The following is a 15,024-nucleotide window of genomic DNA, read 5'->3' as shown; positions in this document are numbered from 1 at the left end:
CTTTCACTATAGGCAATAAAAAGCCCCTTGAGGTTCAAGGGGCTAAGTGTATGTAAAATATCAGACGATTTATTTTTAGAATGATGATCTACGATCACGGCGTGGTTTGTCGCTAAAAGTGCGGTTACTTTTTTCATTAAATTTACGATTGCCACGATTATCATTGCCTCGTTCACGTCCGCGCTCTCCACGGAAATCGCCACCACGACCTTTACGTTTACCGTTAAAATCATCACCGCCACGGGAATTATCGGATTTTACTGCGCCTAAGAAAGACATTTGCATTTGTTTATTCAATACGCGTGTTTTTCCGAATTGTTGCAATAATTCTTTCGGCATACCTTGTGGCAATTCAACGGTAGTGTAATCATCATAAAGTTTAATATGACCAATATAACGGCTGTTAATATCGCCTTCATTAGCAATTGCACCAACGATATGGCGAACTTCTACACCATCTGCACGACCGACTTCGATACGATATAAATCCATTGGTCGTGGATTTCCGTAGCCTTTACGTTCGCCACGACGTTCAGCTGAACGTGGATTTTCACGGCGATCACCGCATTCATTACGTTCACGACGACGTTTTTCCATTGGCGGATCAGGTGGAAGAATTAATTTTTGTTTACCTTGTAACAACATTAACATTGCTGCAGCAATATCTTCTTGATCCTGATCGGCTGTGAATAAGTCTTCTAATAAACTACGATATTGTTCTAAATCGTGATGCTCGAGTTGTTTCGTAATTTTGGCGACAAATTTTTTGCGGCGGCATTCTTGTAACACAAGATGATTTGGCAATTCTACTTCATTGATACCTTTTTTCATTAGGTGTTCAATATTACGAAGTAAACGACGCTCGCGAGGTTCAACAAATAATAAAGCACGACCAGAACGACCAGCACGACCAGTACGCCCAATTCGGTGTACATAAGATTCTGCATCAAGCGGAATGTCGTAGTTCACCACAAGGCTGATACGTTCAATATCAATACCGCGTGCAGCCACATCGGTTGCCACAACAATATCTAAACTGCCGTTACGTAAGCGATCGAGGGTTTGTTCGCGTAATTGTTGTGTCATATCGCCATTAAGTGCGGCAGAACGGAAACCATTTTTTTCAAGTAGTTCTGTAATGTCTAAAGTACCAGTTTTAGTGCGAGCAAAAATAATCGCTGCATCAAAATCTTCCACTTCTAAGAAACGAAGAAGAGCTTCGTTTTTACGCACGCCGTGTACATACCAACAACTTTGGTCGATATCTGGGGCATTTTCGTTATTCACTTTGATCTTCACTTCTTGTGGATCATTCATAAAACGTTTCGTAATACGACGGATCGGTTCAGGCATTGTTGCAGAGAATAACGCAGTTTGATGATTTTCTGGTAATTCTGCCATGACGGTTTCTACATCATCAATGAAACCCATGCGTAGCATTTCATCGGCTTCATCTAATACGATAAAACGAAGTTCAGAAAGATTTAATGTTCTGCGACGAATATGGTCAAGAATACGGCCTGGTGTACCCACAACCACTTGTGCGCCTTGTTTTAATGCACGAAGTTGGATGTCATAACGTTGGCCACCATATAAGGTAACAATGCGAGTGCCCTGTGCATATTTAACAAATAGTTCGCACGCATCGGCAACTTGAATAGCAAGTTCGCGTGTAGGTGCCATCACTAACATTTGTGGATGTTTTTCACTTGGATCGATTTGCGCGAGTAAAGGCAGTGCAAAGGCAGCGGTTTTACCACTACCCGTTTGTGCCATACCTAGCACATCATTGCCATTGAGCAAATGTGGGATACAAGATTGTTGAATTGGAGAAGGTGTTTCAAAACCTAAGTCAGAAACAGCTTTTAAGATGAACTCAGGTAAGCCTAAGTCATTAAAAGTAATTTTGTCAGTCATTAAAATACTCGAATATAAATAAGGAAAGCTCAACGGGCTTTCGGTTTATTAAGTTGAGCAGAGCGAATGAATTTTTCTATTCGTTCTACTGCAAAGAGCGGTAAGTTTTGGATTGATTTTTAGAAAACAATCGCTTTTGTTACCGCACTTTTCTCTTCTTTTTCGTCTTCTGTTTGAACCGGTTTTAATTTCATGAGTTCAAACGCGGCAAAACGATACTCAACAAAGTTATAAACCTGATTTGCCATGGCTAGTTTAAATAAAGCTGCTGCTTCATCTACTAGCCCTACATTGAGTTTTTGTTTTGCTAGATAAAAATAGGTTTCTGTGAGAATTTCAGCATATTGTTGTGAATTTTCGGCAAATTCACTTGCACGTTGTTGTAATTCTTCTACAGAGATGTGTCCTAAGTAATATTGAACGATGTGTGTACCCCAGAAGTCCTCTGATAGCCCTTTTGCTCGTTCAACAAGGTTTGTTTGGGCTTCTTGTGGTTTTAATTTTTGTTCGTTCAAATATAGCCATAAGACACGATAGGGATCTTTTTTATCGGCTTGGTAGAACTGTAAGAAATCTTGCTGAGCAAGATGGTAGCGCCCTACATAATAAAAATTTAAACCACGATTAAGGTGGGTATAGTCATAACCTGAATCTAATTCAAACACCGTATTGAAAGCATCCAATGCGCCGTCATAATCTTCTTCAAGCAATAAATAAAGCCCTAAGTAATTGTACACAGATGCCATTTTCGGCTGTAATGCAAGGGCTTGAGTAAGATCATAACGAGCAAGTCCCCATAATCCAAGAGAATCATAGAGTACGCCACGTTCAAAATGTAGCGATGCACGTTCTTCATTACTCATTTTTCCAACCAGTAGTACTTGGCTTAATCGCACGATCATCACTTCTTGTTCAAAGTGAGTATTCGGGTTTTGTTCAGCCAACACGACATGATTTTTAGACACAAAACCGCCCCTAGACTGAACACAGCCAGCAAGGAGTAAGATCGCACATAAGCTAAATAAATAGACTATAAAATGGCGAGATAAGCGAAAACACCGCATTTGCTTTCTTTATGCCTAAAAGTTGGAAAACAACAAAACTTGGCAGCGAATGCTACCAAGTTTTGATTCTATATTCCAAGATTATTCCTGTTCTTCGACAGGATCTTCTTGGTTAATTTCAGTTTCTTGTTTTGGAGCCAAGTCTTTCATTGTTAAACGAATACGACCTTGACGATCGATTTCAACAACTTTTACGTTTACTTCTTGACCCACTTGAAGGTAATCGCTAACTTTTTCTACACGCTCTTCAGCAATTTGAGAAATATGAACCAAACCTTCTTTATTTCCAACGATTGCGACGAATGCACCAAAATCAGCAAGACGAGTGACTTTACCTTTGTAAATTGCGCCAGCTTCAACTTCTGCAACGATTTCCTCAATACGTCCCATTACGTTTTTCGCTGCATTGCTATCTACTGCAGCAATTTTCACTGTACCATCGTCATCAATATCAATTGATGTACCAGTTTCTTCAGTTAGTGAACGGATTGTTGCACCACCTTTACCAATCACATCTTTGATTTTCTTAGGATCGATTTTCATTGTATAGATGCGCGGTGCGTAATCTGAAATATCCGCACGTGGAGCTGGGATTGCTTGTTCCATGACACCAAGAATGTGCATACGTGCACTTTTCGCTTGGTTTAATGCAATTTGCATAATTTCAGGGGTGATACCTTCAATTTTGATATCCATTTGAAGGGCGGTTACACCTTCGCGTGTACCAGCTACTTTAAAGTCCATATCGCCTAAATGGTCTTCATCACCTAAGATATCTGAAAGCACCACGAATTTCTCTTCTTCTTTCACTAAACCCATTGCGATACCTGCAACAGCAGCTTTGATTGGAACGCCTGCATCCATTAATGCTAAAGACGCACCACATACAGATGCCATAGAAGAAGAACCGTTAGATTCAGTGATTTCAGATACTACACGCACAACATACGGGAATTCTGCAAGGCTTGGCATAACAGCCGCTACACCACGTTTTGCTAAACGACCGTGACCGATCTCACGACGTTTTGGCGAGCCGATCATACCTGTTTCGCCTACAGAATATGGAGGGAAATTATAATGGAATAAGAAGTGATCTTGACGTTCACCCGTTAATTCATCAATGATTTGTGCATCACGTTCGGTACCTAAGGTTGCAACAGCTAATGCTTGCGTTTCGCCACGAGTAAAAATCGCAGAACCGTGAGTACGTGGTAATACACCAGTGCAAATATCTAATGCACGAACAGTATCAACGGTACGACCATCAATACGTGGTTCGCCTGCAATGATACGACCACGCACGATTTGGCTTTCAAGTGCGGTAAAAATATCCACGATTTTACTTTCGCTGATTTCTTCATCTTCAGCTGTGATTTGCGCAATTACATCCGCTTTAATCGCATCGATCTGTTCGTAACGAGCTTGTTTTTCAGTAATGCGGTATGCATCGCCTAAACGTGCTTCAGCAATCGCTTTTACTTTGTTGATTAAATCTGTGTTTGGTTGTGGAGCAACCCAATCCCAACGTGGTTTGCCCGCTTCTTTTGCAAATTCTTTGACTGCTTCAATCACAACTTGTTGTTGTTGATGACCGAATACGACTGCCGCTAACATTTGTTCTTCAGTTAAAATATCAGCTTCAGATTCAACCATTAATACGGCTTTGTCAGTACCTGCAACCACTAAGTCCAAACGGCTTTGTTTTTGTTCAGCCATAGTTGGGTTTAATACGAATTGGTTGTCGATAAAACCAACACGCGCTGCACCGATAGGACCATTGAAAGGCACGCCAGATAAGGTTAATGCTGCAGAAGCACCGATCATTGCCACTAAGTCAGGGCTGATTTGTGGGTTTACAGAAACCACAGTTGCCACAACTTGGATTTCATTGAAGAAACCTTCTGGGAATAATGGACGAATTGGACGGTCAATTAAACGTGCAATTAAAGTTTCGCCTTCAGATGGACGACCTTCACGCTTGAAGAAACCACCTGGGATTTTACCCGCTGCATAAGTACGCTCTTGGTAGTTTACGGTTAATGGGAAGAAGTCTTGACCTTCTTTCACATCTTTTTTAGCAACAACAGTCACGAATACCGTGGTATCGTCCATGCTTGCCATAACCGCAGCCGTTGCTTGACGTGCAATCGCGCCAGTTTCTAGAGTAACGGTATGCTGACCGTATTTAAATTGTTTAACAATTGGATTCACAATGTTTTCCTTAAAATTTATATTAAAAACAATGCCTTATTTCCCAGATTGCGACTAGCAAAAGAAATCTTTCGAAAAAATGACCGCACTTTGGGCGTTTAAAAATTTCTTTTGATAGCCGCACGCTAATGTAGAAAATAAAGCCCGTGCATTATACAGGATGTTTGGCTTTAATGGCTAACTTTATTTCACATTACCAACTTCTTATCATTGTTTCGACAGTATTTTCCTCCTAAAAATTGATTGTTCTCTCTGAAATTAGGTTCTTTTATATGAAATATAATGTAATGATGGCTAGTGATGCTAATTATCTTCCTTATGTAGAAATCACACTGAAATCTTTATTAATGCACAATGAAAATCTCTCTGTTTTTATTTTACATACAGGAGATATTTCTGAATCGTGGCAAAATGATCTTCAACTTTATTTTGCTAAACGCTATTCAACATTACAATTAGTTCATATGATTTCAATTAATACTCTTGATATTTCTCTTGTTATTTTTCATTTTACAGGTCCTCATAAGCCTCTTGATAATATTTTTTCTGAAAATGCTTGTGTTAATGCCGTAATTTCATTGTTTAGACTTTATGCGTCAATAAGTTGGCAAATATTTGCTCTCTTTCACTCGGTACTACAAGAGCTAATTGGATTAATCAAGAGAGATGATGTAATCGGTGGCTTTATTTCATTTAACCGACTTGGTATCATAGTGTAACTTTTATCCACTATAAGGAAAATTCTATGATTATTAGCAGTTTAACCAACCCAAATTTTAAAGTTGGTTTGCCAAAAGTGATTGCTGAAGTATGTGATTATTTAAATACGTTAGATTTGAATGCGTTAGAGAATGGTCGCCATGATATTAACGATCAAATTTATATGAACGTAATGGAACCAGAAACTGCAGAACCAAGCAGTAAAAAAGCAGAATTACATCATGAATACTTAGATGTACAAGTGCTTATTCGTGGCACGGAAAATATCGAAGTGGGCGCAACCTATCCGAATTTATCTAAGTATGAAGATTACAACGAAGCGGATGATTATCAACTTTGTGCAGATATTGATGATAAATTCACCGTCACAATGAAACCAAAAATGTTCGCTGTATTCTATCCTTATGAACCGCACAAGCCTTGCTGTGTAGTGAATGGAAAAACAGAAAAAATTAAAAAATTAGTCGTAAAAGTACCTGTTAAATTAATTTAATTTTTGAAAAAGTGCGGTTAGAAATTTATCAGCCCTGTGCCTTATATCTCCGCCCTGAAGGACGGAGTTTTACGGCACAGGGCTGATAAATAAAACACTTTGTGAGATTAAGAATGGGTTTTATGCAATGCTTTTCCAATAAAAATGCTTGCAACTAACATTACTAAAGTCGGAACCAACCAAGCCATTCCTTCAGATGAAAGAGGGAAGTGTTTCAATAATGAATTGATGCTTTCTGGTAACATTTTAACGTTATTTAAGCTGTCACATAAACTAAAACAAACCGTAACGAGCAATGTACTATTGTATGTAAATTTTATTGATGGAAGTTTTTTTCGTAAGAATTGCAATAAAACAAGCACAATAGCTACTGGGTAAATTAATAACAAAGCTGGGATCGTTATGCGAAGTAGATCCGTTAAACCATATTGTGAAACAGTGATTGTCATTGCGGTAAAAAGTGCGGCCCAGAATGGATAAGAAAAACGCACAGAGAATTTTGAAAAATAATCAGCAGATGCGCTAGTTACACCAACAAGTGTTGTTAAGCTCGCTAATACAATAATACCCGCCATAATCCAAGTCCCAGCTGAACCGAATAAGACATTTACATAACGAGAGAAAATTTGTCCACCATTCGTTGCCCCTTCTGCAACTGCAGCACTAGTTGCACCTAGATAGAAAAGCGAAAAATATAAACTGGCGAGTAAAATGACAGAAACAAATCCGGCTGAAATGGTGTATTTCACAATATCTTTGGTTTTTGTCACATTTTTCGCTGATAATGCTCGGGCGACAATTCCACCGAAAGCGATGGCTGCAAGTACATCCATGGTTTGATAACCACTGGTTAAGCCGATTAATAAAGAATGGCTATTTTCATAAGCATTACTTGGTGCTTGAATTTCAGATAAAGGCGAAATAAATACGGTAATTGCCACAGCAATAAGTAACACTAATAAAGCTGGTGTCATAAATTTACCCACGCTTGAAATGATCGTATTTGGGCTAATCATAAAGCCCATCGCGATTAAGTTAAAAATTAGTGAGAATACAAAACGAACATTCGCATTATTTTCTGTTAAGCCTAAAGGCAACCACGCCATTTCATAAGCAACATTAGTGATGCGGGGCATTGCAAAGGTAGAGCCAATGGTTAAATAAAGTATAACGAGGAAACCTGTGCCAGCCCATTTTGGTAAATCTTTAGTAAGTTCTTCGCCACGACCTAAAATCGCTACCACAACAAGCGTAATAAATGGCATTAAAACGCCAGTTAAAACAAAGCCTAAGGAAGCACTCGTCCAATGTTGTCCTGAGGAAAATCCTTCCATAGGCGGAAAAATGATATTACCCGCACCTAAAAATAAGGCGAAGATCATCATTCCTAAAATAATAATATCTTTGCGTGAAAACATAGTTTTTGATTCTAAAAATAAAAGGTCCGCATTCTACTACAAAGTAGATAAAATCTCTATTGCGTAAAATTAAAAATGTGAATTTTGTCACAATATATGGCATTTTATCGACAATTCGCTAAAAATCCCGACAAAATCTACCGCACTTTTTCCTTTAACTTCGAAAATATGCTAGGATGCTTCCTTTGTGAATTTTTTGCTATGTATTTTTAAAGGGGTTTATGTGATAAAACTGATCCAACGTTTTTTTAAATTAGAATCTGCTGGCGGTATATTATTGCTTTTTTCAGCTGTTGTTGCGATGTTGCTGGCTAATTCGCCGTTAAGCAACCAATATAATGATTTTTTAAATTTGCCTGTAAGTTTACAAATTGGTAGTTTCTCAATTAATAAAACCTTAATTCACTGGATTAACGATGGTTTTATGGCGGTGTTTTTTGTATTAGTGGGAATGGAAGTCAAAAAAGAATTATTTGAAGGCGCGCTTTCTACCTATCAGCAAGCTATTTTCCCTGCTATTGCAGCTATTGGCGGAATGGTTATACCGGCTGTAGTTTATTGGTTTATCGCTAAACAAGATCCAAGTTTAGCTAATGGCTGGGCAATTCCAATGGCAACAGACATTGCTTTTGCACTGGGAATTATGGCGTTATTGAGTAAACAAGTGCCACTTCCACTGAAAATATTTTTACTTGCCCTTGCTATTATTGATGACCTCGGTGCGATAGTTGTTATTGCATTATTTTTCTCGCACGGATTGAGTGTACAAGCACTAATTTTTTCTGCCGTGGCAATTATTGTGCTGATATTACTAAATCGTTTCAAAGTTTCCGCACTTTGCGCTTATATGGTCGTAGGTGCAATTTTATGGGCTTCCGTATTAAAGTCTGGTGTGCATGCTACTTTAGCAGGCGTTATTATTGGTTTTAGCATTCCATTGAAAGGTAAAAAAGGAGAACGCCCATTAGATGATTTCGAGCATATTTTATCCTCTTGGTCATCTTTCGTTATTTTACCACTTTTCGCATTTGCCAATGCTGGTGTGAGTTTTGCTGGCATAGATGTGAATATGATTTCGTCGCCATTATTATTGGCTATAGCAAGCGGTTTAATTATTGGTAAACCAGTCGGTATATTTGGATTTAGTTATCTTTCTGTTAAATTGGGATTAGCTAAATTACCAGATGGAATTAATTTTAAACAAATTTTTGCTGTTGCGGTTTTATGTGGAATCGGTTTTACGATGTCAATGTTCTTAGCAAGCCTTGCGTTTGATGCTAATGCGGGGGAAAGTGTCAATACTCTTTCTCGTTTAGGTATTCTACTTGGATCAACTGTTTCGGCAATACTTGGTTATTTATTCTTAAAACAGACGACAAAACTAAGTTAATCATACACAAAGTGCGGTAAAAATTTACCGCACTTGTTCTATAAGATAATTCCACTATCTGCTTTGGTAAAATTCATTACAAATAAACTTTTATAAGTTCTTACATGAAATTCACCCGTCAATACTCGGCGTGTGAATGCGTGATAGCTTTCCATATCTTTTGCATGGAGTAGCAACATAAAATCATAGTCCCCTGAGATTTCGTAACAGCTTACCACTTCGTCTTCTTGACGCATTTTCCGTTCAAATTGCTCTTGATAATAAGAATGTTGATTATCCATTTCGACCATGACAAATACGCTAATCGTACGCCCAACGGCTTTTGGGGAAACAACTGCAACTCGTTTTGTAATAACGCCTGAATCAGTTAATGATTGCACACGTCGTTGACAGGTTGCAACGGAACTATTCACTTTCTCTGACAGTTCTTTTAACGGAATCATGGCATCTTGTTGTAATACATTCAAAATATGACGATCTAATTTATCCAGTGTTTGCATAAGATAATTTCTCAAAAATGTAACTATCGAGAAAAATATTATCACAATAAAAAATAAAGTTGAGATTTTTTATTGTCTTGGGATTTTATAATAATCACATTGATGAGATGAGGTTCAAAATGAAAGTAGTTACTCAAGGTGTATTATTGTGCATTTTTTCACAATGTTTATTTGGCATATTGTATTTATTTAGTATATGGCTCCAACCACTTAGCGGAACGGATGTTTTTGCGTGGCGTATGCTGACCATGATCTTTGGGTTACTTTTAATTTTATTCCCGACTATTGGCTGCCGCTCTCTTTTGCCTCTTATTACGACAACTTTAGGAAAAAGTTGGACGCGTTGGGTTTTATTTTTACTGGGGACACTAGATGCGGGAAGTCAATTCTGGCTCTTTATGTGGGCGCCGCTAAATGGCGAAGGGATAAATATTGCAATGGGATATTTTCTTTTTCCGCTGATTATGGCTGTTTTAGGATGGGCTTGGTTAAAAGAACGCTTATCATTTATTCAGAAAATCGCGCTTTTACTGGCTGCCTGCGGTGTTGCACATGAATTATGGCACACTCAAAGTTTTTCATGGACAAGCTTGTGGGTTTGTACGGTTTATCCATTTTATTATCTAAGCCGTAAATGGATGAAAATCCCTGCTCTACAAGGAATTACATTGGATATTATTTTAATTTCGATTCCTTGTTTTATTTATATTCTTTCTCAAAGCGATACGCTTTCTTTGGTTACGCAAGAATATCGTTATTGGTTATTGCTACCAGCACTTGGTATTGTGAGTGCGATTTCGCTTTCAGCCAACTTAAAATCAAGCCAACAAATTCCAGTTAGTATTTTTGCGGTGTTGAGTTATATTGAACCCATATTGCTTTTTTTAATAGCTGTCTTTGTGCTAGATAATCAAATAACCACAAGCGACTATTTTACTTATGTGCCTATTTGGTTAAGTCTCATTGTGATTGGCATAGAAGGGCTTTTAAACAAAAATAAAGTGCGGTGAAAATTAACCGCACTTATTAAAGTTACTGAAATAATTAGAAATTATCTGAAATAGAGATTTTCTATTCCCACTCGATTGTCGCTGGTGGTTTTCCGCTGATGTCATATACGACGCGGGAAATGCCATTCACTTCGTTGATGATACGGTTAGACACTTTGCCTAATAAATCATAAGGCAAATGTGCCCAATGAGCGGTCATAAAATCGATGGTTTCTACCGCGCGTAGGGAAATAACCCAATCGTATTTACGGCCATCGCCCATTACGCCTACAGATTTCACTGGTAAGAATACGCTGAAGGCTTGGCTGGTTTTTTCATACCAACCGCTGTTGCGTAATTCTTCGATAAAGATCGCATCCGCACGGCGTAATAAATCGCAGTATTCTTTTTTCACTTCGCCTAATACACGCACACCTAAGCCTGGGCCAGGGAATGGGTGGCGGTTGATCATTTCAGCTGGTAAGCCTAATGCCAAACCGATTTTACGCACTTCATCTTTAAATAATTCACGTAAAGGTTCAACTAAGCCAAGTTTCATATAGTCTGGTAAGCCACCTACGTTGTGGTGTGATTTAATCACATGTGCTTTACCAGTTTTGCTTGCTGCAGATTCGATCACATCAGGGTAGATCGTACCTTGGGCTAACCATTTCACATTAGTGAGTTTTTTCGATTCATCATCAAATACATCAACAAATACTTTACCGATAATTTTACGTTTCGCTTCAGGATCAGATACGCCAGCAAGTTCGCCTAAGAAACGGCTTTCAGCATCAACACGAGTGATGTTTAAACCGAATTTATCGCCAAACATTTCCATGACTTGATCGCCTTCGTGTAAGCGAAGCAAACCGTTATCTACGAATACGCAGTGTAAGTTTTTGCCGATAGCACGGTGTAAAAGTAATGCAACCACAGAAGAGTCCACACCACCAGATAAGCCTAAAATCACTTCATCATCGCCCACTTGCTCTTTAATGCGAGCAACGGCATCTTCGATAATGTTTTCTGCTGTCCATTTGGTTTCGCAACCACAGATGTTTACTACGAAGTTGGTTAATAATTCCAAGCCTTTTTTAGTATGCGTTACTTCAGGGTGGAACTGCACACCGTAGAAACGACGGCTTTCGTCTGACATTGCTGCGATAGGGCAGGTTAGCGTTGTGCCAGTTACTTTGAAGTTTTCTGGTAAGCGCGTTACCTTATCGCCGTGGCTCATCCAAACGTCTAATTTTGGCTCAGAAGCGGTTAAATTATCGTTAAGATTTGCAAAAAGTGCGGTGGAATTTTCAAGAGAAACGGAAGCATAGCCGAACTCTCTGTGATCAGACGTTTCGGTTAAGCCGCCAAGTTGCATCGCCATAGTTTGCATTCCATAGCAAACGCCTAATACTGGTACACCAGCATTAAATACATATTCAGGTGCACGCGGGCTATTTTCTTCAGTTGTGCTTTCAGGACCGCCAGAAAGAATGATACCCGTTGGAGCAAATTCACGGATTTGTTGTTCGGTTACATCCCAAGCCCAAAGTTCGCAGTACACACCGATTTCACGCACACGACGTGCAATCAGTTGAGTATATTGTGAACCGAAGTCGAGGATCAGGATTTTGTGATTGTGGATATTTGTCATTTATAATGCTCTTATTATTGATAGTGTAAGCGGTTTATATTATTTAAAACTTTGCAAAAACCAACCGCACTTTAAACAGCAAAAGGCAGGCTAAAGCCCACCTTAAAGATTAGCCCATACGATAGTTCGGTGCTTCTTTAGTAATAGCAACATCATGAACGTGGCTTTCTTTAATGCCTGCACCGCTAATGCGAACAAATTCTGCTTTGGTGCGTAGTTCATCAATCGTTGCACAGCCAGTTAAGCCCATACAGGAACGTAAGCCACCCATTTGTTGGTGGATGATTTCTTTTAAGTAACCTTTGTATGGAATACGGCCTTCGATACCTTCTGGTACGAGTTTATCTGCCGCGTTATCCGATTGGAAATAACGGTCTGATGAACCTTTCGCCATGGCACCTAATGAACCCATACCACGGTAAGATTTAAATGCACGACCTTGATAAAGTTCGATTTCACCTGGAGCCTCTTCTGTACCCGCGAACATCGAGCCAACCATTACACAGTTTGCACCTGCAGCGATGGCTTTTGCAATATCGCCAGAGAAGCGGATACCACCGTCAGCAATAACTGGAATACCACGATCTTTTAATGCCGCCGCTGCATCTGCGATAGCCGTGATTTGTGGAACACCTACGCCAGTTACAATACGAGTTGTACAAATTGAACCAGGACCAATACCTACTTTTACAGCACTTGCGCCTGCGTCTGCTAATGCAATTGCGCCTTCAGCCGTTGCTACGTTACCTGCAACGATAGGCAAATTTGGATATTTTGCACGAGTTTCACGAACGCGTTGTAATACGCCTTCTGAGTGACCGTGAGAAGAATCAATTAATAGTACATCTACGCCTGCTTTCACTAATGCATCAATACGTTCTTCGTTGCCAGCACCTGCACCTACAGCCGCACCGACACGTAAACGACCAAATTCATCTTTACACGCATTTGGTTTTTGTTCTGCTTTTTGGAAGTCTTTAACGGTAATCATACCTTTAAGTTTGAAACTATCATTAACCACTAATACTTTTTCAACACGGTGTTGATGCATTAATTCCAAAATTTCTTCGCGACTCACCCCTTCTTTTACGGTAACCAAGTCTTCTTTTTTTGTCATTACTTGTGAAACAGTTTTGCTTAAATCTTTTACGAAACGTGTATCACGGCCAGTAATGATACCGATTAAGTTATTTTCCCCATCTACAACAGGGTAGCCCGCAAATCCGTTTTTCTTCACCATTTCAGCAAGTTCGGCAAGCGTTAAATTTGGTAAAACAGTTACTGGTTCAGAAACGATACCACTTTCGAATTTTTTTACTTTACGAACACGATCTGCTTGGCGTTCGATCGTCATATTTTTATGAATAAAGCCAATACCGCCTTCTTGTGCTAAAGAGATCGCAAGTTTGGTTTCAGTTACGGTATCCATTGCTGCTGAAAGCATTGGGATATTTAAACGAATTTCTTTAGTGAGTTTGGTTGAAAGATTGGCTGTATTTGGAAGCACAGTTGAGTGAGCTGGGACAAGTAGAACATCGTCAAAAGTAAGGGCTTCTTGTTTAATGCGTAATGACATTGCAATATTCTCGCTAAGTTGAAGTTAAAAAATATTGCAACGAGATTATACAGATTTCACTTTATTTTGAAAACGAAATTTTAGGATTTATGCTATGATTTTCATACTATTTGCCATAAGGGATGAATGATGAATTTTACGTTATTGACATATTTAGCGGATTGTCAGACAAAAGTGCGGTCTGAATTGGAAAAATTTTCTAAAAATCTAGAGGAAGATATTCAACAATTACGTGAAATTGGTTTGGATATTCTCGTTGATGGACAAGATTATCGCTTAGTGCCAATGCTTCCTTTATTAAATCCTCAGCAAATTTCAACCGCACTTTTTCCTTATGGCATCCATTATCAGCCGATAATTTCCTCTACAAATGAATGGATACTACAAAATATTCTTTCATTAAAAAAAGGCGATCTTTGTGTGGCTGAATATCAAACTGCAGGGCGCGGTCGGCGTGGTCGCCAATGGTTATCGCCTTTTGCTGGGCAAATCATGTTTAGTTTTTATTGGACGTTTGATCCTAAAAAATCAATTGAGGGGTTAAGTTTAGTCATCGGTTTGGCGATTGCGGAAGTGCTAAATGTACAAGTGAAATGGCCAAATGATATTTTGTTTGATGAAAGAAAGTTAGGTGGCATTTTAGTTGAAATTGCTAATCATAAAAATGGCATGCTCAATTTAGTGATTGGCATAGGTATTAATGTGTCGTTGTCAAAACAAACAGAAATTAGTCAGCCTTATGCGGAAGTGTGTGAAATTGATCCTGATGTAGAGCGACAAACTTTATTACCCAAACTTATACAACATTTATATACACGTTTAAATATCTTTGAGCAAAATGGTATTGATGAGGAATTTGAACAAGCATGGCAATCATATAATGCGTTTTCAAATAGTGAAGTAAATGTGCTTACTGAGCAAGGCGTTATTTCAGGTATTGAACAAGGCATAGATGAACGCGGTTATTTAAAAGTATTATGTGGCAATAAAATTCAGATGTTTAATGGTGGAGAAGTTTCATTACGTAAGAAATAATAGCAATAAAAGTTTGACCATTCTAACCGCACTTTTTAATAAAATGTTTATATTTCC

12 protein-coding genes are annotated in these 15,024 nt (G+C 38.7%); 5 read left to right on the top strand and 7 right to left on the bottom strand.

The window, feature by feature from the left end:
• Positions 1-75: 75 nt before the first annotated feature.
• The 3 genes from HMPREF2644_RS07430 to pnp form a co-directional block, all read right to left on the bottom strand.
• Positions 76-1,917, bottom strand: a complete 1,842-nt coding sequence (locus HMPREF2644_RS07430; RefSeq protein WP_070828360.1) for a DEAD/DEAH box helicase — start codon at positions 1,915-1,917, stop codon at positions 76-78.
• Between the two features lie 119 nt (positions 1,918-2,036).
• Positions 2,037-2,981: a lipoprotein NlpI gene (gene nlpI / locus HMPREF2644_RS07425; protein ID WP_005694062.1), complete on the bottom strand. Its 945-nt coding sequence runs from the start codon at positions 2,979-2,981 to the stop codon at positions 2,037-2,039.
• Between the two features lie 81 nt (positions 2,982-3,062).
• Positions 3,063-5,192 carry a polyribonucleotide nucleotidyltransferase gene (gene pnp / locus HMPREF2644_RS07420; protein WP_005660601.1) on the bottom strand — a complete coding sequence of 710 codons (2,130 nt, stop codon included), beginning with the start codon at positions 5,190-5,192 and terminating at the stop codon, positions 3,063-3,065.
• 272 nt (positions 5,193-5,464) lie between these two features.
• Here pnp and HMPREF2644_RS07415 point away from each other — a divergent pair, with 272 nt between their 5' ends.
• Positions 5,465-5,911: a glycosyltransferase family protein gene (locus tag HMPREF2644_RS07415; RefSeq protein WP_005660599.1), complete on the top strand. Its 447-nt coding sequence runs from the start codon at positions 5,465-5,467 to the stop codon at positions 5,909-5,911.
• Positions 5,912-5,937: 26 nt separating this feature from the next.
• Positions 5,938-6,405 (top strand): N-acetylneuraminate anomerase, encoded by a 468-nt coding sequence (nanQ, locus tag HMPREF2644_RS07410; RefSeq protein WP_005660595.1) that lies wholly within the window; start codon positions 5,938-5,940, stop codon positions 6,403-6,405.
• Between the two features lie 107 nt (positions 6,406-6,512).
• On the opposite strand, the gene brnQ is transcribed toward nanQ, so the two are convergent.
• On the bottom strand, positions 6,513-7,823 hold the full coding sequence (brnQ, locus tag HMPREF2644_RS07405) for a branched-chain amino acid transport system II carrier protein (protein WP_005648793.1): 1,311 nt from the start codon (positions 7,821-7,823) through the stop codon (positions 6,513-6,515).
• A gap of 187 nt (positions 7,824-8,010) precedes the next feature.
• Here brnQ and nhaA point away from each other — a divergent pair, with 187 nt between their 5' ends.
• A complete protein-coding gene (gene nhaA, locus HMPREF2644_RS07400; protein WP_005660593.1) occupies positions 8,011-9,213 on the top strand; it encodes a Na+/H+ antiporter NhaA in 1,203 nt (400 codons plus the stop codon).
• Positions 9,214-9,251: 38 nt separating this feature from the next.
• On the opposite strand, the gene HMPREF2644_RS07395 is transcribed toward nhaA, so the two are convergent.
• Positions 9,252-9,713, bottom strand: coding sequence for an Lrp/AsnC family transcriptional regulator (locus HMPREF2644_RS07395; RefSeq protein ID WP_005648788.1), 462 nt, complete (start codon positions 9,711-9,713; stop codon positions 9,252-9,254).
• 119 nt (positions 9,714-9,832) lie between these two features.
• On the opposite strand from HMPREF2644_RS07395, the gene rarD reads away from it, so the two are divergent.
• Complete coding sequence (gene rarD / locus HMPREF2644_RS07390) at positions 9,833-10,723, top strand: EamA family transporter RarD (protein ID WP_070828359.1); 891 nt, start codon at positions 9,833-9,835, stop codon at positions 10,721-10,723.
• A 61-nt stretch (positions 10,724-10,784) separates the two neighbouring features.
• Here the strand turns inward: rarD and guaA are convergent, their stop codons facing one another.
• Both guaA and guaB read right to left on the bottom strand, forming a co-directional pair.
• Positions 10,785-12,356: a glutamine-hydrolyzing GMP synthase gene (guaA, locus tag HMPREF2644_RS07385; protein ID WP_005656137.1), complete on the bottom strand. Its 1,572-nt coding sequence runs from the start codon at positions 12,354-12,356 to the stop codon at positions 10,785-10,787.
• Between the two features lie 109 nt (positions 12,357-12,465).
• Positions 12,466-13,932 carry an IMP dehydrogenase gene (gene guaB, locus HMPREF2644_RS07380; protein WP_070828358.1) on the bottom strand — a complete coding sequence of 489 codons (1,467 nt, stop codon included), beginning with the start codon at positions 13,930-13,932 and terminating at the stop codon, positions 12,466-12,468.
• 129 nt (positions 13,933-14,061) lie between these two features.
• Between guaB and birA the strand changes: the two genes are divergently transcribed.
• Positions 14,062-14,967 (top strand): bifunctional biotin--[acetyl-CoA-carboxylase] ligase/biotin operon repressor BirA, encoded by a 906-nt coding sequence (birA, locus tag HMPREF2644_RS07375; protein WP_042593485.1) that lies wholly within the window; start codon positions 14,062-14,064, stop codon positions 14,965-14,967.
• Positions 14,968-15,024: the final 57 nt, after the last annotated feature.

Source organism: Haemophilus sp. HMSC071C11, assembly GCF_001837655.1.
Taxonomy (GTDB): domain Bacteria; phylum Pseudomonadota; class Gammaproteobacteria; order Enterobacterales; family Pasteurellaceae; genus Haemophilus; species Haemophilus influenzae.
Note: the sequence above shows the minus strand (reverse complement) of the source record. Positions and strands in the feature narration are given on the sequence as shown.